This window comes from Pseudomonas sp. Irchel 3F3 (assembly GCF_900187545.1).
Taxonomy (GTDB): domain Bacteria; phylum Pseudomonadota; class Gammaproteobacteria; order Pseudomonadales; family Pseudomonadaceae; genus Aquipseudomonas; species Aquipseudomonas fortuita.
This window is the reverse complement of the sequence record NZ_FYDS01000008.1, coordinates 260,326-282,330: the sequence shown is the minus strand read 5'-3', so window position 1 is coordinate 282,330 and position 22,005 is coordinate 260,326. Positions and strand designations below refer to the sequence as shown.

General features: G+C 62.1%; 16 protein-coding genes and 1 tRNA gene. 13 read left to right on the top strand and 4 right to left on the bottom strand.

Going from position 1 to position 22,005, the window contains the following annotated elements:
• The first annotated feature begins 133 nt into the window (after nucleotides 1-133).
• The 3 genes from CKW35_RS19670 to CKW35_RS19660 are packed head-to-tail and all read left to right on the top strand — an operon-like array spanning nucleotide 134 to nucleotide 4,135.
• Nucleotides 134-1,408: a YeaH/YhbH family protein gene (locus CKW35_RS19670; protein WP_095116673.1), complete on the top strand. Its 1,275-nt coding sequence runs from the start codon at nucleotides 134-136 to the stop codon at nucleotides 1,406-1,408.
• On the top strand, nucleotides 1,405-2,973 hold the full coding sequence (locus CKW35_RS19665) for a SpoVR family protein (protein WP_016484606.1): 1,569 nt from the start codon (nucleotides 1,405-1,407) through the stop codon (nucleotides 2,971-2,973). The genes CKW35_RS19670 and CKW35_RS19665 overlap by 4 nt, the downstream gene beginning before the upstream one ends.
• A 55-nt stretch (nucleotides 2,974-3,028) precedes the next feature.
• A complete protein-coding gene (locus CKW35_RS19660) occupies nucleotides 3,029-4,135 on the top strand; it encodes a multifunctional CCA addition/repair protein (protein ID WP_016484605.1) in 1,107 nt (368 codons plus the stop codon).
• A gap of 48 nt (nucleotides 4,136-4,183) precedes the next feature.
• Here the strand turns inward: CKW35_RS19660 and folK are convergent, their stop codons facing one another.
• Together folK and folB are read right to left on the bottom strand one after the other, a co-directional pair.
• Complete coding sequence (gene folK, locus CKW35_RS19655; RefSeq protein ID WP_016484604.1) at nucleotides 4,184-4,693, bottom strand: 2-amino-4-hydroxy-6-hydroxymethyldihydropteridine diphosphokinase; 510 nt, start codon at nucleotides 4,691-4,693, stop codon at nucleotides 4,184-4,186.
• Nucleotides 4,684-5,040 carry a dihydroneopterin aldolase gene (gene folB / locus CKW35_RS19650; RefSeq protein WP_016484603.1) on the bottom strand — a complete coding sequence of 119 codons (357 nt, stop codon included), beginning with the start codon at nucleotides 5,038-5,040 and terminating at the stop codon, nucleotides 4,684-4,686. Before folB ends, folK begins: the two co-directional genes overlap by 10 nt.
• 74 nt (nucleotides 5,041-5,114) lie before the next feature.
• On the opposite strand from folB, the gene plsY reads away from it, so the two are divergent.
• Nucleotides 5,115-5,684 (top strand): glycerol-3-phosphate 1-O-acyltransferase PlsY, encoded by a 570-nt coding sequence (gene plsY, locus CKW35_RS19645; RefSeq protein WP_095116671.1) that lies wholly within the window; start codon nucleotides 5,115-5,117, stop codon nucleotides 5,682-5,684.
• Between the two features lie 17 nt (nucleotides 5,685-5,701).
• Here plsY and tsaD read toward each other — a convergent pair whose 3' ends face one another.
• Complete coding sequence (gene tsaD, locus CKW35_RS19640) at nucleotides 5,702-6,727, bottom strand: tRNA (adenosine(37)-N6)-threonylcarbamoyltransferase complex transferase subunit TsaD (RefSeq protein WP_016484601.1); 1,026 nt, start codon at nucleotides 6,725-6,727, stop codon at nucleotides 5,702-5,704.
• Between the two features lie 204 nt (nucleotides 6,728-6,931).
• Here tsaD and rpsU point away from each other — a divergent pair, with 204 nt between their 5' ends.
• The 6 genes from rpsU (at nucleotide 6,932) to CKW35_RS19610 (ending at nucleotide 16,126) form a co-directional block, all read left to right on the top strand.
• Nucleotides 6,932-7,147: a 30S ribosomal protein S21 gene (gene rpsU / locus CKW35_RS19635; RefSeq protein ID WP_003255575.1), complete on the top strand. Its 216-nt coding sequence runs from the start codon at nucleotides 6,932-6,934 to the stop codon at nucleotides 7,145-7,147.
• Between the two features lie 303 nt (nucleotides 7,148-7,450).
• Complete coding sequence (gene dnaG / locus CKW35_RS19630) at nucleotides 7,451-9,436, top strand: DNA primase (protein ID WP_016484600.1); 1,986 nt, start codon at nucleotides 7,451-7,453, stop codon at nucleotides 9,434-9,436.
• 67 nt (nucleotides 9,437-9,503) lie between these two features.
• Nucleotides 9,504-11,354: an RNA polymerase sigma factor RpoD gene (rpoD, locus tag CKW35_RS19625; protein ID WP_016484599.1), complete on the top strand. Its 1,851-nt coding sequence runs from the start codon at nucleotides 9,504-9,506 to the stop codon at nucleotides 11,352-11,354.
• Nucleotides 11,355-11,583: 229 nt separating this feature from the next.
• On the top strand, nucleotides 11,584-15,327 hold the full coding sequence (locus CKW35_RS19620) for a bifunctional diguanylate cyclase/phosphodiesterase (RefSeq protein ID WP_016484598.1): 3,744 nt from the start codon (nucleotides 11,584-11,586) through the stop codon (nucleotides 15,325-15,327).
• A 16-nt stretch (nucleotides 15,328-15,343) separates the two neighbouring features.
• Nucleotides 15,344-15,420: transfer RNA gene (locus tag CKW35_RS19615), tRNA-Ile, on the top strand.
• Nucleotides 15,421-15,664: 244 nt separating this feature from the next.
• Nucleotides 15,665-16,126: an Lrp/AsnC family transcriptional regulator gene (locus CKW35_RS19610; protein ID WP_016484597.1), complete on the top strand. Its 462-nt coding sequence runs from the start codon at nucleotides 15,665-15,667 to the stop codon at nucleotides 16,124-16,126.
• A gap of 4 nt (nucleotides 16,127-16,130) precedes the next feature.
• Here the strand turns inward: CKW35_RS19610 and CKW35_RS19605 are convergent, their stop codons facing one another.
• The gene (locus CKW35_RS19605) at nucleotides 16,131-16,421 is read right to left on the bottom strand and encodes a hypothetical protein (protein ID WP_095116669.1); all 291 of its coding nucleotides are present in this window, start codon (nucleotides 16,419-16,421) and stop codon (nucleotides 16,131-16,133) included.
• Between the two features lie 621 nt (nucleotides 16,422-17,042).
• Here CKW35_RS19605 and CKW35_RS19600 point away from each other — a divergent pair.
• The 3 genes from CKW35_RS19600 to pqqF are packed head-to-tail and all read left to right on the top strand — an operon-like array spanning nucleotide 17,043 to nucleotide 21,880.
• On the top strand, nucleotides 17,043-18,725 hold the full coding sequence (locus CKW35_RS19600; RefSeq protein ID WP_060517982.1) for an NAD(P)/FAD-dependent oxidoreductase: 1,683 nt from the start codon (nucleotides 17,043-17,045) through the stop codon (nucleotides 18,723-18,725).
• A gap of 14 nt (nucleotides 18,726-18,739) precedes the next feature.
• Nucleotides 18,740-19,534 (top strand): carbon-nitrogen hydrolase family protein, encoded by a 795-nt coding sequence (locus CKW35_RS19595; protein WP_016484594.1) that lies wholly within the window; start codon nucleotides 18,740-18,742, stop codon nucleotides 19,532-19,534.
• Between the two features lie 57 nt (nucleotides 19,535-19,591).
• Entirely contained in the window at nucleotides 19,592-21,880 is a 2,289-nt protein-coding gene (gene pqqF, locus CKW35_RS19590) for a pyrroloquinoline quinone biosynthesis protein PqqF (RefSeq protein ID WP_095116667.1), read from the top strand.
• Nucleotides 21,881-22,005 lie beyond the last annotated feature (125 nt).

The window sequence follows — 22,005 nt, the reverse complement described above, 5'->3', positions numbered from 1 at the left end:
GCTTCTAGCCGCAAGCTGCAAGCTGCCCGGCGTCGGCGCTTCTGTCTACGCCACAGCTTGCAGCCGCGGTGGCTGCTCTTTCTTGCAGCTTGAAGCTCGTGGCTTGCAGCTGCATCCAGTCACCGGAGGGACCATGAGCTACGTTATAGACCGACGCCTGAACGGCAAGAACAAGAGCACGGTCAACCGCCAGCGCTTCCTGCGGCGGTACCGTGAACACATCAAGAAAGCCGTCGAAGAGGCGGTAAGCCGCCGTTCCATCATGGACATGGAACATGGCGAGCAGATCAGCATTCCGGGCCGCGACATCGACGAACCCGTGCTCCACCACGGTCGTGGGGGTAAACAGACCGTTGTGCACCCCGGCAACAAGGAATTCACTGCCGGCGAACATATCCCCAGGCCCCAAGGTGGCGGCGGGGGTGGCGGCGGCCGCGGCAAGGCGGGCAACTCCGGCGACGGCATGGATGACTTCGTCTTCCAGATCACCCAGGAAGAGTTTCTCGAGTTCATGTTCGAGGATCTCGAACTGCCCAACCTGGTCAAACGTCACCTGACCGGCACCGACACCTTCAAGACCGTACGCGCAGGTATAGCCAACGAGGGCAATCCGTCACGCATCAACATCGTGCGCACCCTGCGCTCGGCGCATGCCCGGCGTATTGCCCTGACCGGCAGCAGCCGCGCACTGCTGCGCGAAGCACAAAAGGAACTCGAACGCCTGCGGGTCGAGGAGCCGGACAACTTCACCGATATCCAGGAAATCGAACAGGAAATCGAGCGCCTGAAGGCACGCATTAACCGCCTGCCCTTCCTCGACACCTTCGATCTCAAATACAACCTGCTGGTCAAGCAGCCCAACCCCAGTTCCAAGGCGGTGATGTTCTGCCTGATGGACGTCTCCGGCTCCATGACCCAGGCCACCAAGGACATCGCCAAGCGCTTCTTCATCCTCCTGTACCTGTTCCTCAAGCGTAACTACGACCGCATCGAAGTGGTGTTCATCCGCCACCACACCAGCGCCCGGGAAGTCGACGAGGAAGAGTTCTTCTACTCACGGGAAACCGGCGGCACCATCGTCTCCAGCGCGCTCAAGCTGATGCAGGAGATCATGGCCGAACGCTACCCGGCCAGCGACTGGAACATCTACGCCGCCCAAGCGTCGGACGGCGACAACTGGAATGACGACTCGCCAATCTGCCGCGACATCCTCTCCAAGCAGATCATGCCGCACGTGCAGTACTACACTTACGTCGAGATCACTCCCCGTGAGCACCAGGCGCTGTGGTATGAATACGAGCGCATCGGCGAAGCATTCCCCGACACGTTCGCCCAGCAGCAGTTGGTATCGGCCGGCGACATCTACCCGGTCTTCCGTGAACTCTTTCAGCGCAGGTTAGCCACATGACCGCCAGAGCACAGAGACGCCAACCCATTTCCACCGGGTCCGAGTGGACGTTCGAGCTGATCCAGACCTACGACCGGGAAATCAGCCGCCTGGCCGAACGTTACGCCCTGGACACTTACCCCAACCAGATCGAGGTCATCACGGCCGAGCAGATGATGGACGCCTATGCCTCGGTCGGGATGCCGCTGGGTTACCACCACTGGTCCTACGGCAAGCAGTTCCTCAGCACAGAGAAGTCCTACAGCCGCGGCCAGATGGGCCTTGCCTACGAGATCGTGATCAACTCCGACCCGTGCATCGCGTACCTGATGGAAGAAAACACCATGTGCATGCAGGCACTGGTGATTGCCCACGCCTGCTACGGCCACAACAGCTTTTTCAAAGGCAACTACCTGTTCCGCACCTGGACCGACGCCAGCTCGATCATCGACTACCTGGTGTTTGCCAAGCAGTACATCGCCCAGTGCGAAGAGCGCCACGGCATCGACGCTGTGGAAGACCTGATCGACTCCTGCCATGCCCTGATGAACTATGGCGTGGACCGCTACAAGCGGCCCTACCCTATCTCCGCAGAAGAGGAACGGCGCCGACAGAAAGAACGCGAGGAGCACCTGCAGCGCCAGATCAACGACCTGTGGCGCACCATCCCGAAAAGCGCCGAGCGGGGTAATGAACGCGATGATGCGCGCTTCCCCGCCGAACCACAGGAAAACATCCTCTATTTCATCGAGAAGAATGCCCCGCTACTCGAACCCTGGCAGCGTGAGGTGGTGCGCATCGTGCGCAAGATCGCCCAGTACTTCTACCCGCAGCGCCAGACCCAGGTAATGAACGAAGGTTGGGCAACCTTCTGGCACTACACGCTGATGAACGACCTGTACGACGAAGGGCTGATCACCGAAGGCTTCATGATGGAGTTCTTGCAGTCGCACACCAGCGTGGTGTTCCAGCCCGGCTTCGACAGCCCCTATTACAGCGGCATCAACCCCTACGCGCTGGGCTTTGCGATGTACACCGACATCCGCCGCATGTGCGAGAACCCGACCGAGGAAGATCGCCACTGGTTCCCCGACATTGCAGGCAGTGATTGGCTATCTACCATCAAGTTCGCCATGAGCAGTTTCAAGGACGAGAGCTTCATCCTGCAGTACCTGTCACCCAAGGTGATGCGCGACCTCAAGCTGTTCAGCATCCTTGATGACGACCAGCGCGACGACCTGCTGGTGCCAGCCATTCACGATGAAGCCGGCTATCGGGTGATTCGTGAGCTGCTGGCCGCGCAGTACAACCTGGGCAACCGTGAACCGAACGTGCAGATCTGGAGCGTCGACCGTCGCGGTGACCGCTCGCTGACCCTGCGCCACCAGCAACACAACCGCAAACCGCTGGGCGACTCTACCGAGGAAGTGCTCAAGCACCTGCATCGCCTGTGGGGCTTCGATATCCACCTGGAGACCGTGCAGGGCGAGCAAGTGATGAAAACCCACCACATGCCACCCCGTGGCGAGCATGGCGAAAGTGCGGACTACGGGCGCATGGACCTGGCAGTCATTCACCATCTCTAGTGCACCGCCATAACGGCCGACGGGTTATCCTGTCGGCCGTTATGGAGAGTTGCACATGCACATCTACAAAGTCGGCGGCGCCGTGCGCGACCGCCTGCTCGGCCGCCCCGTCAGCGATATCGACTGGCTGGTGGTAGGCGCCACCGTCGAAGAAATGCACGCCAAAGGCTATAGGCCGGTAGGCGCAGACTTTCCGGTGTTCCTGCACCCGAAAACCGGTGAGGAATATGCCCTGGCCCGTACCGAGCGCAAGAGCGGGCGCGGTTATGGCGGGTTCACTTTTCACGCCAGCCCTGACGTCACCCTGGAAGAAGACCTGATCCGCCGTGATTTGACCATCAACGCGATGGCCGAGGACGAAGCGGGGACGGTGTACGACCCCCACCATGGCAAAGACGATCTGGAAAATCGAATTTTACGCCACGTTTCTCCGGCATTTGCCGAAGATCCCTTGCGCGTTCTGCGCGTTGCGCGCTTTGCTGCCCGGTATGCACCGCTGGGTTTCCGGGTTGCCGAAGAAACGCTTGCACTGATGCGCCAGATCAGTGCCTCTGGCGAACTGCAGGCGCTGACTGCCGAGCGCAGCTGGAAGGAGATCGAGCGGGCGCTGATGGAGGCAAAACCCCAGGTTTTCTTCCAGGTGCTGCGCGATTGCGACGCCCTGCCGGCCATGCTGCCTGAGCTTGTTGACGATGCACAGGCCTTGGCGGCGCTGGAGCAGGCAGCAGCGCATGAACAGCCCCTGCACGTGCGCTGGGCCTGCCTGTTGCGCGGGTTGGCACCGGCCTCGATAAAAGCCGTCAACCAGCGTCTGAAGGCACCGCGTGAGTGCCAGGAACTGGCCCTGCTGACAGGCGAATGCCTGGCGCAGGCGAATCAGGCGCTGGAGCTGCCTGCCACGGCACTGCTGGAACTGTTGCAGAAGTTCGATGTTTACAGGAGGCCGCAGCGGTTCGAGGACTTTGTGGTGGTCTGCGAGATGGCGGCGCTGGGCGATGGCGAGCAAGGTTATCCACAGGCCGATTACCTGCGAGGCGCAGCAGCGGCGGCGCGAGCGGTGGATGTGAAACCACTGGTACAGGCCGGGCTGACTGGCCAGGCCCTGGGCGAAGCGCTCAAAGCCGAGCGGCTGAAAGCGCTTGAGGCTTACCAACTCGTCTGACCTTCCCGGCCCTTTCGCGGCTTTAGCCGCGAAAGGGCCGAAACAGGCTTAAGCGGGGGTCAGCTGCAAACCGCGCCACTCGAAGGCGACCGGGGCCAGTACCTGGTCAATCTGTGCCTCTTGCCACAACCGGGCCATGGTCTTGCCCGCGCCCGGATGCATCAGCTGAGGGGCCAGTAACGACAGCGGCCACAGCACAAAAGCGTTCTTCAGGATCTCGGCCCGAGGCAACACCAGCCCATCGAACGTGCCGTGCAGATCGTCATACATCAGCACGTCGATATCCAGCGGCAGCCCTTTGCGGTCCGGCGCGTAACGGCCATTCTCGGCCTCGATGAACTTCAATCGACGGTCCAGTTCGATCAGCGGCAGCGCGGTTTGCCCGGTCACCACGAAATTGATGAACGGCCCGCTCTTGATCCCCACCGCCTGGCTTTCGAACACCGGCGAGCAGCGCATGTCTGTGAGGATGCCCGCCAACGCATCGAGCCCGGCGCACAAATGCGCCTCACGGTCGATGTTGCTGCCAAGGCCCAGGTAAACCGTGCTCAGAGACATCCGCGCTCGATCTCCACGCCAACACCGCCACGGGCCGCTGGTACCGCACCCGGCTTGGTCAGCTTCAGCCGCACCCAAGGGATATGGAATTCTTCCATGAGCGTTGCCACCAGGCGCTCGGCAAAGGTTTCCACCAACTCGAAACGCGCCTGCTCGGCAAACGCCTGGATGCGCGCCGACACACTGGCATAGTCCAGCGCCAGGCTCAGCTCATCACCCGCTGCGGCCGGGCGGTTGTCCCAGGCAAAGCTCAGGTCCAGGCGCAAGCACTGGCGAATATCCCGCTCCCAGTCATAGGCACCGATGACGGTATCGACTTCCAGGCCTTCGATGAACACTCTGTCCAAGCACTTCTCTCCACAGCACGACAAGGGCGACTGGCGCCGTTAGAATCAGGGCGTCCTCGCCCGGAATAGTTAGCATGTTTTGGTTACTGGCGTTGTTCGCCTACCTGCTCGGCTCGCTGTCCTTCGCCATTCTCCTCAGCCGCCTTTCGGGCAGCCCGGACCCGCGTTCCAGCGGCTCAGGCAATGCCGGCGCCACCAACATGCTACGCCTGGCGGGCCGCAAAATGGCGATCCTGACCCTGCTTGGCGACCTGTGCAAGGGCCTTTTGCCGGTATTGCTCGCCCGCCTTGCCGGGCTGGACCTGCACGCGCAGGCCTGGGTGGGCGTATGCGCGGTACTGGGCCACCTGTTCCCCCTGTACTTCCGTTTCCAGGGCGGCAAGGGCGTGGCGACGGCTGCCGGCATGCTCATGGGCCTGTATTTTCCGGCCGCGCTGCTGGCGATCGGCGCCTGGCTGCTGACCTTCTACCTCACCCGTACCAGCTCGCTGGCGGCGCTGATTGCCACGCCATTGACCTTGCCATTGCTGGCCTGGCGCGAGCCCGAAGCCTTGCTGCCGATCACCGTGCTGACCGTGTTGATCGTATGGCGCCACCGCAAAAACCTGCGCGACCTGTTCGCGGGGCGCGAACGGCACTTCTGAACGTTCGCCATCAAACACTACAGCGGCGGTAACTGCTCCATCGGCCAGCGTGCCTGCACGCTGATCGCCAGGTCCTGCTGCTGCCCGGCCAACAGGCGCTGGCAACCGGCGTAAGCGATCATCGCGCCGTTGTCGGTACAGAACTGCGGGCGCGCGTAGTACACGTTGCCCTTGATGCTGCCGAGCATGTCCTCGAGCGACGCACGCAAGGCCTTGTTGGCACTCACGCCACCCGCGATGACCAGGCGTTTGAGGCCAGTCTGCTTGAGCGCCCGCTTGCACTTGATGGTCAAAGTCTCCACCACCGCCTGCTGGAATGCCAGGGACAGGTCGCAACGGGTTTGCTCACTGTCGTCGCCAGCATTCTTGCATTGCTGCCAGGTGTTGAGGGCAAAGGTCTTGAGGCCGCTGAAGCTGAATTCCAGCCCCGGGCGGTCAGTCATCGGCCGCGGGAACACGAAGCGCCCAGGTACGCCCTGCTCGGCCAGGCGCGCGATTTCCGGGCCGCCGGGGTAGTTAAGGCCGATCAGCTTGGCGGTCTTGTCGAACGCTTCGCCGGCGGCATCGTCCAGGCTCTCGCCCAGCAGCTCGTACTGGCCGATACCATCGACACGTACCAGCTGGGTGTGGCCGCCCGAAACCAACAAAGCGACGAACGGAAACTCAGGTGGGTTTTGTTCCAGCATGGGCGCCAGCAAGTGGCCTTCCATGTGGTGCACGCCAATCGCCGGAATGTCCCACGCAAAGGCCAGCGCCTGGGCGCACGAGGCGCCCACCAGCAATGCCCCGACCAGGCCAGGACCCGCGGTGTAGGCGATGGCGTCGATCTCGGTGGCGACGCAACCCGCCTCCTCCAGCACCTGGCGGATAAGCGGCAACATGCGCTTTACGTGGTCACGCGAGGCCAGTTCAGGCACCACACCGCCAAACACGCGGTGCAGGTCAATCTGGCTGAACAGTGCGTCGGCCAGCAGGCCGCGCTCGCTGTCGTATAATGCGACGCCAGTTTCGTCGCAGGATGTTTCCAATCCCAGTACTAGCATGGGCTCGTCCCTTGTGGGGGCTGAATTCGAAGGCGCGCATGATAGTCCCCGTGTCGGACGCCGACCAGCGGTTTTCGATCAGAGGCTTTGCATTCCGGCTTGCTAAGGGTTAACATCCGCAACCCTTGAAAACCGACGTTCTCCAGCACACCTTTGTTTTGCCAGGAGCACGTCTACCCCGGTAATGAATTAAGGTAGCCCTGGATGCCAGCCGTCAAAGTTAAAGAGAACGAACCCTTCGACGTAGCTCTGCGTCGTTTCAAGCGCTCCTGCGAAAAAGCCGGTGTACTGGCTGAAGTTCGTAGCCGCGAGTTTTACGAGAAGCCGACCGCAGAGCGTAAGCGCAAAGCAGCTGCTGCTGTTAAGCGTCACGCCAAGAAAGTTCAGCGCGAACAGCGCCGCGCCGTTCGTCTGTACTAATACAGGCGTTCTACGCAAAGCTTCTGCCCTGCCCGGTTAACCACCGGGCGATGGCAGCGGTCGCTTCAAACTTGAGCAGCTAGCTCAAGGCCCTGCACAAGCTCATGCGAACTGCATACGGGGCAACCTGCCTGAAACGTCAGAGCTGGTCTTTCTTGTTGTATGACCAGACGTGCACGTCCGACTGACGGGCCCTTAGGGGCTGGCGACGAGCACACACTCCCTCACACTTCCCCAATCAGCACTCGCCCTATTCGGCGCGTGAGCGATTAGACTTGCCAGTTGCCAGATGACGAGACTGCCATGGCCGGGCTGATTCCCCAGAGCTTCATTGACGACCTGATCAACCGCCTCGACATCGTCGACGTGGTGAGTTCGCGCGTCCAGCTGAAAAAAACCGGCAAAAACTACTCCGCCTGCTGCCCGTTCCACAAGGAGAAGACCCCTTCCTTCACGGTCAGCCCCGACAAGCAGTTCTACTACTGCTTCGGCTGCGGCGCCGGCGGCAACGCCCTGGGCTTCGTCATGGACCACGACAACCTGGACTTCCCCCAGGCTGTCGAAGAACTGGCCCGCGCCGCAGGCATGGAAGTGCCCCGCGAGCAAGGGCGCCGCGACCAGAAGCCTCGCCAGCCAACCGACTCGCCACTGTACCCGCTGCTGGACGCCGCCTCGGAGTTCTATCGCCAGGCCCTGCGCAGCCACCCGACCCGCAAGGCCGCAGTGGACTACCTCAAAGGCCGCGGCCTGTCCGGAGAGATCGCCCGCGATTTCTGCCTGGGTTTCGCCCCGCCCGGCTGGGACAACCTGCTCAAGCACCTGGGGGCCGACACCCTGCAGCAAAAGGTGATGATCGATGCCGGCCTGCTGATCGAGAACGCCGAAAGCGGCAAGCGCTACGACCGCTTCCGCGACCGGGTAATGTTCCCCATCCGTGATAGCCGCGGGCGCATCATCGCCTTCGGCGGCCGGGTACTGGGCGACGACAAACCCAAGTACCTGAACTCCCCGGAAACCCCGGTGTTCCACAAGGGCCAGGAACTGTACGGGCTGTACGAGGCGCGCAAGCACAACCGCAACCTCGACGAAATCATCGTCGTCGAGGGCTACATGGACGTCATCGCGCTGGCTCAACAGGGCCTGCGCAACGCCGTGGCCACCCTTGGCACCGCCACCAGCGAAGAGCACCTCAAGCGTTTGTTCCGGGTAGTGCCCAGCGTGCTGTTCTGCTTCGACGGCGACCAGGCCGGGCGCAAGGCCGCCTGGCGTGCGTTGGAGTCAACCCTGTCGAACCTGCAGGACGGCCGCCGCGCGCGCTTCCTGTTCCTGCCCGAGGGCGAAGACCCAGACAGCCTGGTGCGTGCCGAAGGCACCGATGCCTTCAAGGCCCGCATCAACCAGCACGCCCAGCCGCTGGCCGATTACTTCTTCGAGCAACTGGGCGCTGAAGCCGACCCGCGATCACTGGAAGGCAAGGCGCACATGGCGACCCTGGCCGCACCGTTGATCGAAAAGATCCCCGGGGCCAACCTGCGCCAACTGATGCGCAACCGCCTGAAAGAAATCACCGGCCTGGACCCACAACAGGTCGAGCAACTGGCGCAACAAGCTCCGCCAGCCAGTAGCGTGCCGGACTACGACCCTGGCTACGACTACGATGCCATGGCCAGCTACACCCCTGATTTCGGCGACATGCCGCCGCAGCACGACTTCGCCCCCGCTCAGCAGGAACCGGCATGGAAGCCGAACAAGGGCGGCGGTAAAAAGCAGTGGAGCGACAAACCCTGGGACAAGAACCGCAAGGGCGGCAAGCCCTGGCAGCAACGTGACGAAGCGCCACCGCGCGTGCCAGCACCGGTCGAACCACCTACCCTGGCGGCCCTGCGCACCCTGCTGCACCACCCGTTGCTGGCCGGAAAGGTCGAAGATGCCAGCCACTTTGCCGACGAAGAACACCTGTACAGCCAGCTGTTGGTGGCATTGATCGAAGCCGCACAGAAAAATCCTGGGCTAAGCTCAATGCAGCTGATTGCACGTTGGCATGGCACCGAACAGGGCCGCCTGCTGCGGGCCCTGGCGGAAAAGGAATGGCTGATCGTGGCCGACAACCTTGAACAACAGTTTTTCGACACTATAACTAGCTTGTCCGCCCGCCAACGCGAGCGCAGCCTGGAACAACTGCTCAGGAAATCACGTCAAAGTGAATTGACCAGCGAGGAAAAAACCCAGCTCCTCGCCTTGCTGAGCCGGAAAGTTCCCGCACAAACGCCGACCTCATCTGGCGCGTGAGGCCCATGCTCGGGTATAATCCTCGGCTTGTTTTTTGCCCGCCAAGACCTTCAGTGGATAGGGTGTTATGTCCGGAAAAGCGCAACAGCAGTCTCGTATCAAAGAGTTGATCACCCGCGGTCGTGAGCAGGGCTACCTGACTTACGCGGAGGTCAACGACCACCTGCCTGAGGATATTTCAGATCCTGAACAGGTGGAAGACATCATCCGCATGATCAACGACATGGGGATCAACGTATTCGAGAGTGCTCCGGATGCGGATGCCCTTCTGTTGGCGGAAGCCGACACCGACGAAGCCGCGGCCGAAGAAGCCGCTGCTGCGTTGGCGGCAGTTGAAACCGATATCGGCCGCACGACTGACCCGGTGCGCATGTACATGCGCGAAATGGGTACCGTCGAGCTGCTGACCCGCGAAGGCGAGATCGAAATCGCCAAGCGTATCGAGGAAGGCATCCGTGAAGTGATGGGCGCCATCGCCCACTTCCCGGGTACTGTCGATTACATTCTCAGCGAATATGACCGCGTCACCACCGAGGGTGGCCGCCTGTCCGACGTGCTCAGCGGCTACATCGACCCTGACGACAACATCGCCGCGCCGACCGAAGAGGTGCCGATCCCTGGCGCCAAGGCCGCAGCCGCGAAGGAAGAGTCCGACGACGAAGAGGAAGAGTCCGAAGGCAGTGACGACGAGGAAGAGACCGAGAGCGGTCCGGACCCGGTAGTCGCAGCCCAGCGTTTCGGTGCGGTATCCGACCAGCTTCAGGCGACTGTCAAGGTCGTGAAGAAGAACGGTCGTGCCCACAAGGAAAGCATCGAGGCCCTGCAAGCCCTCGCCGACCTGTTCATGCCGATCAAGCTGGTACCCAAGCAGTTCGAGGTGCTGGTAGAACGTGTTCGTGATGCACTGAACCGTCTGCGTCAGCAAGAACGCGCCATCATGCAGCTGTGTGTGCGTGATGCCCGCATGCCGCGTGCCGACTTCCTGCGCATGTTCCCCAGCAACGAAACCGACCAGACCTGGAGCGGTGACCTGGCCAAGCGCAACACCAAATGGGCTGCCGCCCTGGGTGAAAAGGACGCCGCCATCGTTGCTTGCCAGCAGAAGCTGATCGACCTTGAGACCGAAACCGGCCTGACCGTTGCCGAGATCAAGGACATCAACCGTCGCATGTCGATCGGCGAAGCCAAGGCCCGCCGCGCCAAGAAAGAAATGGTCGAGGCGAACCTGCGTCTGGTGATTTCCATCGCCAAGAAGTACACCAACCGTGGCCTGCAGTTCCTTGACCTGATCCAGGAAGGCAACATCGGCTTGATGAAGGCGGTGGACAAGTTCGAATACCGTCGCGGCTACAAGTTCTCGACCTACGCCACCTGGTGGATCCGGCAGGCGATTACCCGCTCGATCGCCGACCAGGCACGCACCATCCGTATTCCGGTGCACATGATCGAGACGATCAACAAGCTCAACCGTATTTCCCGCCAGATGCTGCAGGAAATGGGTCGCGAACCGACCCCGGAAGAGTTGGGCGAGCGCATGGAAATGCCTGAGGACAAGATCCGCAAGGTACTGAAGATCGCCAAAGAGCCGATCTCCATGGAAACCCCGATCGGTGACGACGAAGATTCGCACCTGGGCGACTTCATCGAGGACTCGACCATGCAGTCCCCGATTGATGTGGCCACGGTCGAAAGCCTCAAGGAAGCCACCCGTGACGTGCTCTCGGGCCTGACTGCACGCGAAGCCAAAGTGCTGCGCATGCGTTTCGGTATCGACATGAACACCGACCACACCCTCGAAGAGGTGGGCAAGCAGTTTGACGTAACGCGTGAGCGGATCCGTCAGATCGAAGCGAAGGCGTTGCGAAAACTGCGCCACCCGACTCGCAGCGAGCACCTGCGCTCCTTCCTCGACGAGTGATGACAAAACCCCGGCCCAGGCCGGGGTTTTTCTTTTCTGCCTTTTGAAGCACTCGCGGTCCCTGTAGAAGCAGCCTTGTGCTGCGAAGAGGCCATCCGGGTCACCGAACACCTCCGCCCATACCGGCCCTTTCGCAGCACAAGGCTGCACCTACACGTATCTCGCTTACCCCACGCTTGCGCAATGCCCGTCTACACTCGACGTCAGACCCCAAGAATGCGAGGCTGCTATGCCACTTATGCCGGCCATTCTGTTGCTGCTCCTGATTCTGTGGAACACGACGGCCGGCGCCCTGACCCTGACAGACGAGGAAAAAGCCTGGTTGGCTGCCCACCCGCAGCTGAGCCTGGGTGTAGACGCCTCTTGGCCACCGTTCGAGTTTCGCGACCAGGAGGGCCGGTACCAGGGATTGGCCGCCGATTACATCGCTGCGATCCAGCAACGCCTGGGCGTGACGCTCAAACCGGTCGAGCCCAGCAGCTGGACCGAGGTACTGGCGCAGGCACGGGATAACCGCATCGACCTGCTGCCAGGCATCATGTCCACGCCCGAACGCCAAGGCTACCTGGCCTTCACCCGTCCGTACCTCGACTTCCCGATCGTCATCCTCGCCCACAAAGGCGGTGTCCAACCGCGCAAACTGGACGACCTGTATGGCCTGAAGATTGCCGTAGTCGAAAATTACGCCCCGCACGAACTGCTGCGTACCCATCACCCCGACCTCAACCTGGTGGCGCTGCCCAATGTCAGCTCCACACTGCAGGCCTTGGCTACCGATCAAGTGGACGCGGTGGTCGGCGACCTGGCGTCAAGCATCTGGAGCCTGCGACAGCTCAAGCTCGACGGCCTCTACGTCAGTGGTGAAACGCCCTACCGCTATCAGCTGGCCATGGCCGCACCACGTGACAACAAAGTGCTGGTGGGCATTCTGGACAAAGTCATGGCTGACATGAGCAGCGGCGAAGTCAGCCAGATCCAGCAGCGCTGGGTGGGTAACGTGGTCGACCAACGGATGTTCTGGTCCGACCTGCTGGTATATGGCTTGCCAACAGTCCTTTTGCTGATGGCCGTTCTGGCCGTGGTCATCCGTATCAACCGCCGCCTCAGCTCGGAAATTTCCCGGCGCATCGCCCTGGAGCAGGAGCTGCGCAGCAGTGAGTACCACTACCGCGGCCTGGTCGAGAGCCTGTCAGCCATCGCCTGGGAAGCCGACGCCAACGACTTCACCTACAGCTATGTCTCACCGCACGCCGAAGACTTGCTGGGTTACCCGCTTGGCGACTGGCTCAAACCGGGCTTCTGGCGCAGCATCCTGCACCCGGAGGACGCGCTCTGGGCGCAGGCATACTGCGACAGCGAAACCGCAGCCGGACGCGACCACAGCCTGGACTATCGGGTGATACGGGCCGACGGTCAGCCATTGTGGATACGCAACATTGTCAGCATGATCGAACACGGGCACCAGCCGGTGATGCGCGGGCTGATGATCGACATCAGCGAAACCAAGCGCACCGAGGACGCCCTGCGTCTTTCCGAGCAAAAGTTTGCCTCGGTGTTCCAGCAGTGCCCCGACATTCTACTGATTGCCCGCCACAGCGACGGCTGCCTGCTGGAGGTGAACGAAGCCTTCGAAGAGCAGATTGGCCTGAACCCGGACCAGGTGCTTGGCCGCAGCGCCACCGACCTGAACCTGTGGGGCGTCGAAGGCTCCGGCCCGCCGCTGCTTGAGCGCCTGCACCAAGGTGGCATCCGCAACCTTGAGATGAGCTTTCGCCGCAGTAATGGCCAACTCTTCACCGGCCTGACTTCGGCCGAAACCTTCGAACTGGACGGCACCCCCGCGCTGGTTGTGGCAGTTCGCGACATCAGCCAGCTCAAGGAGACCCAGCAGCAGCTGCAAACTTCAGAAGAAAAGTTCGCCAAGGCCTTCCACGCCTCGCCCGACGGCCTGCTGCTGTCGCGCCAGAGCGACGGTTTGCTGCTTGAGGTGAACGAAGGCTTCTGCCGTCTGACTGGCTATGACCTGAACCCGACGATCGACCAGACCTCGCTGGACCTGGGTATCTGGGTCGACCTCAACGAACGCAAACGCCTGGTCGACCAGCTCAACCGCGACGGTTTCGTGCGTGACTTCACCTGCCACATCCGCCGCAGCGACGGGCAGGTCCGCCTGTGCGAGCTGTCCGCCAGGCCCCTGCCGATTGCCGGCGTCGACTGCATGCTGACCATCGCCCGCGACATCACCGAGCGCCACCTGATGCAGGAAAAACTGCAACTGGCCGCCACCGTGTTCGAGAACACTGCCGAAGGCGTGCTGATCACCGATATCGACCAGCGCATCAGTGCCGTCAACCGTGCCTTCAGCGAAATCACCGGCTACAGCGAAATCGAAGCCCTCGGCCAGACCCCGCGCCTGCTTGCATCCGGCCAGCACGACAGCGCCTTCTATGCCGCCATGTGGCACCAGCTCACCGCCGAGGGTCACTGGCAAGGCGAGATCTACAACAAGCGCAAGAACGGCGAACTGTACCCCGGCTGGCTGACCATCAGCGCCGTGCGCAACAGCGACCGCGAGATCACTCACTTCGTTGCTGTGTTCGCCGACATTTCCAGCCTCAAGCATGCCCAGGCCAAGCTCGACTACCAGGCCCACCACGACCCGCTGACCGGCCTGCCCAACCGTGCCTTGTTCGAGAACCGCCTGCAGGCCGTGCTCACCTGCGCGCAGGTGTCCAACCGCCAGGGTGCGGTGCTGTTCCTCGACCTCGACCGCTTCAAGCACATCAACGATAGCCTTGGCCACCCGGTCGGCGACTTGCTGCTCAAGGGCATTGCCCAGCGCCTCAAGGAGCAGGTGCGTGATGTCGACACCGTGGCCCGCCTGGGCGGCGACGAGTTCATCATCCTGCTGCCCGGCCTGCACAAGCCCAGTGACGCCAGTACCATCGCCAACAAGCTGCTGGCCTGCTTCATCGCACCGTTCCAGGCCGGTGAGCATGAGTTTTTCACCAGCGCCAGCATCGGCATCAGCCTTTATCCACAGGATGGCAGCGACGTTGCCACACTGATCCGCAACGCCGATGCTGCCATGTACCGCTCCAAAGCCAAGGGCCGCAACCGCGTCGAAGCCTACACCCGCGACCTCACCGCCCAGGCCAGCGAACGCATTGCTCTGGAACACGAACTGCGCCGTGCCGTCGAACGCAACGAAATGAGCCTGTGCTTCCAGCCCAAGCTCAGCCTCAAGACCCAGAGCCTGGTCGGCGCCGAGGCGCTGATCCGCTGGAGCCACCCGACCTTTGGTGAAGTGCCCCCGGAGCACTTCATCCACCTGGCGGAGGAGAACGGCACCATCCTCCAGCTCGGCGACTGGGTATTGGAACAGGCCTGCCAGCAGATGCAGGCCTGGAAGCAGCACTACGAACCCTTCGGCCCCTTGTCGATCAACCTCGCGGGCGCCCAGCTACGCCAGCCGCACCTGGCACGGCGCATCGAACAGTTGCTCAAGCATCACCAACTCAAGGCAGGTGACTTGCAGCTGGAGATCACCGAAAACTTCATCATGAGCCAAGCTGAAGAGGCCTTGGCCGTGCTGTACCAGTTGAAAAAACTGGGCGTGCAACTGGCCATCGACGACTTTGGCACCGGCTATTCATCGCTGAGCTATCTCAAGCGCCTGCCGCTGGACATTCTGAAGATCGACAAGTCGTTCATCCGCGGCCTGCCCGACGACCCGCACGATGCCGCCATCGCCCGTGCAATCATTGCCCTGGGCCGCAGCATGCAACTGACCATCATTGCCGAAGGTGTGGAAAACCAGGCCCAGCAACGCTTCCTGGCGGCCGAGGGCTGCGAGCAGATCCAAGGCTACATCGTCAGCCTGCCACTGCCGCCCGAGGAGTTCGCGACAGCGTTTCTTCGCATAGCACTATCGGATCTTTCAGATGGCACAGGTGCGAAACCCCCGTTATAATCCGGCCACTTACTGAGGGCCTATAGCTCAGTTGGTTAGAGCAGAGGACTCATAATCCTTTGGTCCACGGTTCAAGTCCGTGTGGGCCCACCACATACGAAAGCCGCGCAAATGCGCGGCTTTTTTTTGCCTGTAGACCAACTGCGCAAACACGCCCGCTTTTTCCGTGCACGCCCTGCCCCGGGTCGCTGCTGCATGTGCCGGGCATGACGCCGGGCCAGGCCGCCGCGGGGGTCAAGAGAAAGCGCAGCTTGTTGTCCTTGAGTACACGGCACTCCGGCCTTGCCCTGATTGCCACTCGCTGGCTAGGCTAGCAGGCCAACCGAAGAGACTCGCCATGTCGGATTCCCGCTCCATCACGCTGGATGAAATCGATCGCCAACTGATCGCCCTGCTGCAAATCAACGCCCGCGAAAGTGTCGCCACCCTCGCCCGCCAGCTGGGTATCGCCCGCACCACCGTCAATTCGCGCCTGGAGCGTCTGGAGAAGAACAAGGTCATCTCCGGTTATGGCGTACGTCTGGGTCAGCGGGTGCTGGGTGGCGGGCTGCAGGCGTATGTGGGGATCAAGGTGCAGCCGCGCTCCGGCAAGGAAGTGGTACGCCGCCTGAGTGCCATGGGCCAGGTGCAGCAGCTGTGTGCGGTAAGCGGCGAATTCGACTATGTGGCCTGGCTGCTTACGGACTCACCTGAGCAACTGGACCAGTTGCTCGACCAGATCGGCAGTGTCGACGGGGTGGAAAAAACCACCACGTCGATCATTCTCAGCAGCAAGGTGGATCGCGGACAGCCGCTCTGATCAATCAGGTCTCCTGGCCGTCGAGCAGCCCCTCCAGAATCGCCGAAAGGCTCTCGGCAGAATGCTGCATCGACCAGACGATGTCTCGGCTACGCTCGGGGGCGTGGTGCTGGGCGTAGTCAGTGGCAATCTGGTTGAGGCCACGGGCCAGCAGGCAGGCGTGGACTAGAGCGTCGGCGGCGTCGATGCCAGGACGGATGGCGAATAGCGGCGGGTGGCTGGATTCGCAGTTGCAGAAGGGCTTTTCAGCGGTGGGTTGCAGTTTTACAGGTTGATCGGGCAAACGGTCAGTCATGGTATAGCCTCCAGATCACAGGGATGACTGGCGGCCAATCGCTTCCTTCTCACGGGAATTGGGTGGCAGCCATGCGCGAGGTGAGAACCGGCGAACTTGGAGGCGCATACCCGGCCAGGCAAAGCCTGCCCGCGCACAGCTGCCATAACAGTGCGCCTCTAGAAAGATCAGCGGGTTCTCACGCCCGATCACCGAATTTTCGGCGACCCGGTGAAGTTAACGATGAAGCCGTTGCCGCGATGCCAGACTGAGGCGATAGCGAGCGTAGGGTAATTCTTTAATTCGAGCGTTGGGTGTAGGAATTGGCTGATCAGACCCCGTCCAAAGTGTACTTATGCCCGCCAGAGAGGCCGCATGAGGCCACCAGGTGCTTGCCTTGCAATTTACTGCGCCTATCAGATCGAGCGCCGCGCGGGCGGCGCTCGACCTGATAGGCACAGCAAATCGCACTACAAGCACTTCGTCATAAATAATTTTAAACTTACTTTTTCGACGAAAAGTAATACATTAAGACGCCAATATGCACCTTAATTACGATTCCCCCACGCCTTAAAATGACCTCCAGCCATCTCCTATACTCAGGCTCCGCCACCCGCGCAGCCTCTCTGGCAAGGTCACTTCATGAACAAGAAAAACCGCCACCCCGCCGACGGCAAGAAGCCGATCACCATCTTCGGCCCGGACTTCCCCTTCGCTTTCGACGACTGGCTGGAACACCCCGCAGGCCTGGGCAGCATCCCAGCTGAGCGTCACGGTGAGGAAGTGGCAATCGTGGGTGCTGGTATCGCCGGCCTGGTGGCGGCCTACGAGCTGATGAAACTGGGCTTGAAGCCGGTGGTGTACGAGGCCTCCAAGCTGGGTGGCAGGCTGCGTTCGCAAGCCTTCAACGGCACCGACGGAATCATCGCCGAACTCGGTGGCATGCGCTTTCCGGTGTCGTCCACTGCCTTTTACCACTACGTGGACAAGCTGGGCCTGGAAACCAAGCCCTTCCCCAACCCGCTGACCCCGGCCTCGGGCAGCACAGTGATCGACCTGGAAGGCCAGACCTACTACGCCGAAAAAACCACCGACCTGCCCAAGCTGTTCCACGAAGTAGCCGACGCCTGGGCCGATGCGCTGGAAAGCGGCGCCCAGTTCGCCGACATCCAGCAGGCCATCCGCGACCGGGATGTACCGCGCCTGAAGGAACTGTGGAACAAGCTGGTCCCACTGTGGGATGACCGCACCTTCTACGACTTCGTCGCCACCTCGCGCTCGTTCGCCAAACTGAGCTTTCAGCATCGCGAAGTGTTTGGCCAGGTCGGCTTCGGCACCGGCGGGTGGGACTCGGACTTCCCCAACTCGATGCTGGAAATTTTCCGCGTGGTGATGACCAACTGCGACGACCACCAACACCTGGTCGTGGGCGGAGTGGAGCAGGTGCCGCAAGGTATCTGGCGCCATGTGCCTGAGCGCTGCGCCCACTGGCCGGAGGGCACCAGCCTGAGTGGCCTGCATGGCGGTGCGCCGCGCACCGGGGTCAAGCGCATTGCCCGTGCCGCCGATGGCCGCCTGGCGGTCACCGACAACTGGGGCGACACCCGCCACTACGGCGCCGTGCTCGCCACCTGCCAGACCTGGCTGCTGACCACCCAGATCGACTGCGAGGAATCGCTGTTTTCGCAAAAGATGTGGATGGCGCTGGACCGCACCCGCTACATGCAGTCGTCGAAGACCTTCGTCATGGTCGACCGGCCGTTCTGGAAGGACAAGGACCCGCAAACCGGCCGCGACCTGATGAGCATGACCCTCACCGATCGCCTCACCCGCGGCACCTACCTGTTCGACAACGGCGACGACAAGCCGGGTGTGATCTGCCTGTCCTACGCCTGGATGAGCGACGCGCTGAAAATGTTGCCGCACCCCGTGGAAAAGCGCGTCCAGCTGGCCCTGGATGCGCTGAAGAAGATCTACCCCAAGACCGATATCGCCGGGCACATCATCGGCGACCCAATCACTATTTCCTGGGAGGCAGACCCGCACTTCCTCGGCGCCTTCAAAGGCGCACTGCCGGGCCACTACCGCTACAACCAGCGCATGTACGCGCACTTCATGCAGCAAGACATGCCTGCCGAGCAGCGCGGCATGTTCATCGCCGGTGACGACGTGTCGTGGACCCCGGCGTGGGTGGAAGGCGCGGTGCAGACATCGCTGAATGCGGTGTGGGGTATCATGAACCACTTCGGTGGCCAGACCCACCCGGACAACCCCGGCCCGGGCGATGTGTTTGACGAGATCGGCCCGATCGCCCTGGCAGACTGACACAAGGAGGCACCATGCGCATTGCTCTGTTCCAGGGCGCTCCCAAGCCACTGGACGTGCCCGGTAACCTGCAACGGCTGCACCACCAGGCCCAGCTGGCTGCCGAGCGCGGCGCGCAACTGCTGGTGTGCCCGGAAATGTTCCTGACCGGCTACAACATCGGCCTGGCCCAGGTAGAGCGGCTGGCCGAAGCCAGCGATGGACCGGCGGCGATGGGCGTGGTGGAGATTGCCCAGGCGCACCGTATCGCTATTGTCTACGGCTATCCCGAGCGCGGCGATGATGGTGCGATCTACAACAGTGTGCAGTTGATTGATGCGCACGGCCGCAGCCTGAGCAACTACCGCAAGACCCATCTGTTCGGGGATCTGGACCGCTCGATGTTCAGCGCAGGCCCCGACCACTTCCCGGTGGTGGAACTGGACGGCTGGAAAGTCGGGCTGCTGATCTGTTACGACATCGAGTTCCCGGAGAACGCCCGACGCCTGGCGCTGGACGGTGCCGAACTGATCCTGGTGCCGACGGCGAACATGACCCCGTACGACTTCATCTGCCAGGTGACCGTGAGGGCGCGGGCGCAGGAAAACCAGTGCTACCTGGTGTATGCCAACTATTGCGGCTCGGAAGACCCGATCCAATATTGCGGGCAGAGCAGCATCATCGGCCCGGATGGCAGCCTGCTGGCCATGGCCGGGCGGGATGAATGCCTGCTGCTGGCGGAGCTGGAGCATGAACGGGTGGTGCAGGGGCGGGAGGCATTTCCTTACCTGACAGACCTGCGCCAGGAACTGCACTTGCGTAAAAGCTGACTGGGGCCGGGCCTGCAAACAAATGGGTTAGCATGGACCGCAGTTACCGGAGTTCCCATGCCTGACACCACTCGCCATCTCACGCTCGCCAACGGCCTGCAGCTGACCCTGCGCCACGCCCCGCGCCTGAAGCGCTCGGCTGCTGCATTGCGGGTGCACGCGGGCAGCCACGACGCGCCCGCCAGGTGGCCCGGCCTGGCCCACTTCCTCGAACACCTTTTCTTCCTCGGCACCGCGCGGTTCCCCTTGGACGACGGCCTGATGCGCTACGTCCAGGCTCTCGGCGGCCAGGTCAACGCCAGCACCCGGGAGCGCGCCACAGACTTTTTCTTCGAAGTCCCGACCAATGCCTTGGCCGGAGGGCTTGAGCGCCTGTGCCAGATGCTGGCCGAGCCCGACCTGGGCATCGAGCGCCAACGCCGTGAACGCGAAGTGATCCACGCCGAGTTCATTGCCTGGTCGCGCGACCCGCAGGCTCAGCAGCAGTTCGCCTTGCTGCAATCGGTGTCGCAGGGCCATCCGCTAGGCGCTTTTCACGCCGGTAACCGGCACACCCTGGCCTTGCAGAACCCTGCCTTCCAGCAAGCCCTCGAAGGTTTTCACCAACGGTATTACCAAGGCGGCCAGATAACCTTGAGCCTGTGTGGCCCACAGTCTCTGGATGAGCTGGAGCAGCTGGGCAGGCAGCATGCCAGCCTGTTCGCAACGGGCACGCCGGTGCCACAAACGCTGCCACCGTCATTGTCGCCAACGCGCGCGCGCCTGGTCTTTACCCATGAACAGCTCCCGGCAGGTGCCGAGCAGGCGCTGGAATTACTGATCAGCTGCCTCGGTGACAACCGCCCAGGTACCTGGCTGGATGCGCTGCGCCAACGTGGCTGGCTGCAAAGCTTCAAGGCCGAGATGCTGTACAACTTCGCCGGGCAGTTACTTTGGCGCATTGACTTGCAACTGAGCGCAAGCGCCAACCAGGAGGAAGCAGATGCCCTGCTGCAAGGTTGGTTCGGCTTCATCCGCCAGGCCGACCTTGAGCAGATCAACCACGCATTCGGCCTGCTGCAGCGCAGCCGCGCACGCAGCGCCGGCGCGCTTGAGCTGGCCCGCCGGGACAGCACGGGCCAGCCGTTCGCCAAACTGGACGCGCAAGGTCTGCTGGCCCTCAGTGCACTGCTGAAGGGCCTGCCGAGCCAAGCGCACGGGCAATGGCAGCTGCCCCCGGTCGACCCCTTGCTCATGGCAGATGTGCCCAATGCCCCAGCGCAACCTCTACCGCCGGCCCTGAAAACCAGCGACGTGCTGCCTGGTACCCGTCAGTGCGCTGCGCTGTACCTGCGCTGGCACGTGCCTTCGCCCTTGCGCCAGCGCATGCAGGCGGTGCTGGAACAAGCGCTGGCCCCATTGCAGGAGCGTTGCGAGCGCGCGTCGGTGCAACTGCTGTTCAGTGCTGTTGGCGAATACTGGCAATTGCGCTGCGCAGGGCAACCGGCAGCAGTGCTTCGGGCTGTGGAGCAGGCCCTGGCACTCATGCTCATGCCAGGAGAAAACTGCTGGCGGCCCTACGCGGCAACGGCACCGCCACTGATCCCCATCAGGGCCTTGCTCAAGCAACTGCCCGATGCGGTACTGGGCGCCCACCCCGCCAGTATGCCTGCCTGCACGCCGGCACAGCCGCAACTCGACAGCCTGTGGCAGCACACACACTGGCATGGCCTTGCCACAGGGTTCGACGATGTCGCTCTGGGCGCCTTGGGCACCGCGTTGCAGCAGTGCCCTGGGCAAGGCTCGCTGCCTGGCCCCTTGCCGAAATGGGCCAGACACCGTTGGCAGCACGCAGAAGTACCGGGAAGTGAACACGCCCTGCTGCTGTTCTGCCCGCTACCTGCGGCCAGCGAAGCCAGCGGGCGGCTGCTCGCACAACTGCTGCAAGGCCCGGTTTACCAAAGGCTGCGGGTAGAGCTGCAACTGGGCTACGCGGTATTCAGTACCTTTCGTCAGGTCGAGGGCGTCGGCGGCCTGCTGTTTGGCGTGCAGTCGCCGCATACCCGCCAGGCGCAGATCCTCGACCACCTGTTTACCCTCCTGCGCCAAGGCATCACGCTGGATCCGGGCGCTCGCCTGGCCTTGGCCGGGCAATTCGACGAGCCCGCCATGGCCAACGCCGACGTTGCCGAATGGGCATGGCAGACACACCTGGCTACACAACCTGGCAGGCTGGATGAGCTGCGCAAGGCTATCTTGAAGACGCGGCAGACGGATCTGGACCAGCTGCTGGGCACCCTGCTCGATAAGGATTGCCCTTGGCTCTGCTTGGCCAACGCTGCCGCGCCAGCCCTCGAATGGCCGTGAACAACCTCTCGATTGTTACGCCAATCGCAACGGCGCTTTTCGAATAATTAACCTTTCAGTACAAATTTTTCTTGTAAGATAGCGCAATCCCAGTTTCAGGGAACTGCCGAGCCATGGCGGTACCC